A 3,559-nucleotide genomic window follows, 5' to 3' on the forward strand; every position below is an offset into this window, starting at 1 on the left:
TCCTGGAGCGGTTCTGGCCGAGCGCGGCGAAGTCGATGCCGTCGCGCGTGGCCTTGGAGAACCGCAGGAACAACTTGCGCCCGCCGCTCGCCTCCGCCTTGGCCGAGATGCTCGGCAGGGTCGCGCCCGGCCAGAACCGCTCCAGGAAGGACGCGAAGATACCCCCCTCGACCCGGCCCTCCTGGCTGTCCGAGAACGTGGCGTCGACGTCCGCGAGGCGCGCGTCGCGCGCCACCTCCGGAAGAACCAGGCCAGGCACGAGGTTCTGGAGCGCGACGGGCCCGAACGCGTCCGGCACCGCACCGCTCCCCGCCAGCAGGAGCGCTTGGCCGGGCTGCAGGTCCTCCCGTGGCACCTTGAGCAGGTTGATCCGGTGCTTGTCGAACAGCAGCCGCAGCAGCGCATCCTGGATGTCGGGTCGGAAGACCGGATCGGTCATGGCTGGGTCCTGTCTCGTCTTGGTCGACCGGCCGGACCCTATCACGCGGCGCCGACCCGGACAGCGCCGCGCACGCCCCGGGCCGAATCCGGGACGCGCGACATAGCGCCCCCGCACGGGTCCGGTTCCTGCGTCCCGCCCGCTCGGGCGCCGGAGCCACGCGCTCGCCCGCCCGCCGCGCGCCTCGCCAGCCGCCCGTCCCGCCCGCGCGGACAAGGAGACCCATGGCGGACGCCCGCATCCGAGGCGTCCGCGGCGGCAGCCGACGGGATCGACCCTGCGCAAGCGTCCATCGACGCACCGGGACCTGCAGCCGGGGCCCCGCGTCGCGCTCCGGTGCGGATCGCCCCTCAACCCCGTGGCGCTCGCTGCGCCGGCCCGGACCGGCCGCCGCTACGGCCCCGGGGTACCGCGTGGGCCTTGATCGCCCATGTAACGGCCCGTCCAGGCCGTGGAGGTCAGGATCTGCCTGCCGACGACGCCGCACGCCCCCGCGACCGCGATGGCCACCAGGATGCGCAGGAACGTTCTCCGCGCGGCCGCCCGAACCCCTGGCCGGACGCGGCGCCTTCGTCCCGCGTTCCTGGATGTCCAGGCATGGCGTTCCGCGCGCATGCGAACTCTCCGGTCTCGCGGATACACGCCCGGGAACGCGGGAGGCCGCGCGCCCGGGGGGAACGGTACCCGCCTCTCAGCGGGGCGGGTCGAAGGAGTAGGGGAAGCTCAGCGAGTGCTGAAGGCCGGCCGTGACCCGGAAGTCCTGCCGGCGGTCGCCGCCGAAGCCGACGCCGACGGCCCCGACCAGGAGCGTCTGCGGCGTCACGATGTAGCGGGCGCCGATCTCGGCGAGGTTCACCGCGCGGCCGCGCTCCCGGTCCGTCTCGCGGTAGACGTCCGCCACCAACACGACGTCGTTCGACACCGGCTGGCTGTAGGCGACGCCGACCCGGTAACGGTCGCGCCGCTCCGCGTCCCGTCCGGTTATCGGGTCGTAGTTGTGGAACCAGGACGCGTTGAAGTGGATCTGGCGCGGCACGTACGAGTACGGCGAGAGCCCCTCCGGATCGGGCGTGCCGAGGGATTTGGTGGCCAGGAACTTGAGCTCGGTCTCGGTGCCGCCGGCCATCCGCCCGTAGGGCGTGTTGACGCCGAAGGCGACCGCCATCGCGGGCAGGACCAGGTCCTCCTGGTTGACGTTGTAGAAGCCTTGCGCCCGGAACGCGCCCTGGTCCGTATCGCTCGCCGTCCCGACACGGTACGGCGCCTCGACCGAGAGCTGGAAGTTCTTGAAGGCGCCCCATTCCAGCCGCGGCACGGCCATCAGGCTGCTGAGGCCGCGCGGGTCGTTCCGGATGCGGTTGTACTGGAAGTAGGACTGCACTTCGAGGCCGTTCTCCTTGATCGGATAGGCATCCTCGATGGTGATGGGCAGGCCCTCCTCCAGGTTGGAGTGGTCGGCGGCGAGCGCCGGGCCGGCGCAGAGGGCGAGGAGGGCCGCGAGGGCGCCGCGCGTGGTCATCGACATCGGGCGGCTCCTCAGCGGACGGCAACGCGGACCGGGCCGAGGCTCGGCTCGACGGACATGTCGATGGAGGGCACGTCGGGGATATGGGCGGCCTTGGCCTTCCAGGCGGAGAGCATGTGCTCGACCATCATGGCCGGGGTCTCGCCGGGCTCGGTGGCGCCCGGCATCATCCGCATGCCGGGGGCGACCTGCATCAGGGCGTCGCGGAGCGAGCCGGGCACCTCGCCGGGCTCGATCCCGAGCCGGCCGTTCATCATCATCTGCCGCATGACTGCGGCCCGTTGCGCCTTCGAGAGGCCGCCCGGGTACATCATCGGCAGCATCTCCATGAGCATGTCCATCATGATCATGCCCATGGCGCCCTGAGGCGCGCGCACCCAGGCCGGGTAGGTGCGCGGATCGTAACTGGGGTGGGGCTCGCGGAACTTGCGGGCGTAGGCCTCGTCGCCGGGCTGGTAGCCCATGGCGTCGATGACCCGGTACATCTCGGCCCGCTTCTCCTCGACCGTCCAGCCCTTGTAGGCCAGGATCGAGTAGGCGATGCCGTGGAGCATGTGCAGGTTGTCGAAGATGTTCGCGCTCTCGGGACTCATCCGCGCGTAGCGCGGCATGATCTCCCGCGAGAGGACCATCCGGCCCGGCCGGTCCGGGAGGACGTCCCGGTACAGGGTGTCCTGCACGGCCCGGATAGCGACCTCCTGGTCGCGGTTGCCCGCGATCATCTGGGCCTCGTAGACAGCCGGGTGCCACCAGTGGGCGACGTAGAACAGACTCTGGTCGAGCGGGTAGAAGTTCCGGAAGTAGTTGAAATAGGGCTTCATCATGATGCCCGCCCGCCGCATCGTCAGCTCAAGCGGCGCGACGCTGCGGGGCACGCCCGGGGTCTGCATGGCGAGGTAGTATTCGACCGCGCGGTCGGTCCAAACCTTCTTCTCGGCCCACGGGATCTCGCGGAACGCCATCACGTCGTAAGTCTGCTCGTGATGCATGTGCGTCCAGTCGATGGTCCGGAACAGCGTGTGCATCGCCCGGTCGACGTAGGACGAGTAGTACGGCATCTCCGGCTCGGTGGCCGGCGGGTCGCGCAGCCATCCCTGCGCTTCCTTGTCGAAGCGGGCGTCGACCGCGGCGTGGTCCTCGAACCGGGTGAGTTGCAGCAGGTCGTGCTGCTTCGAGTGGAAGAAGTGCATCCCGGCACCGATGCGGTACGCTTGGTTGTGCCGGTAGAAGAACGCGAGGTTGTACGGGCCCTTGAGGAAGCCGACCTCGTTACGCTGTTCGAGCGCGAATGCCCGACCGACGCCGCTCGACAGGGTTGCCGTCGCGGCCAACGCCCCGGCGGCGCATGCGAGAAAGCCCCGTCGCGACGTGTCGGTCATCCGAACCTCCCAAGATACCCCCTATGGGTAATGGGACCGGCGCCGGCGCGTCAAAGCCAACGTGCCGATAATCCCTGGAGGAGGACAAGATCTCGCCGCGTGTTGCCGGGAGGCGACAATCGATGCGGCCAGGGGGCTGAAGGCTCGCCCCACGAGGAACGAGGCGGCGAGGTCGGAGGTGACCAGCCAAGACCGAGCGGCGAGGCGGGTGCGGGG

General features: G+C 70.2%; 3 protein-coding genes. All 3 read right to left on the reverse strand.

The genetic code is table 11. The annotated features are described in order from the left end of the window. The coding region (locus MZTS_RS23010; RefSeq protein ID WP_192285562.1) for a hypothetical protein at positions 1–439 on the reverse strand (439 nt) is incomplete at its 3' end. 691 nt (positions 440–1,130) lie between these two features. Then, a complete protein-coding gene (locus MZTS_RS23015) occupies positions 1,131–1,964 on the reverse strand; it encodes a hypothetical protein (protein ID WP_012454416.1) in 834 nt (277 codons plus the stop codon). An 11-nt stretch (positions 1,965–1,975) separates the two neighbouring features. Continuing rightward, the gene (locus MZTS_RS23020; protein ID WP_012454417.1) at positions 1,976–3,343 is read right to left on the reverse strand and encodes a hypothetical protein; all 1,368 of its coding nucleotides are present in this window, start codon (positions 3,341–3,343) and stop codon (positions 1,976–1,978) included. Positions 3,344–3,559: the final 216 nt, after the last annotated feature.

The organism is Methylorubrum zatmanii, assembly GCF_014845115.1.
Lineage (GTDB): Bacteria > Pseudomonadota > Alphaproteobacteria > Rhizobiales > Beijerinckiaceae > Methylobacterium > Methylobacterium zatmanii.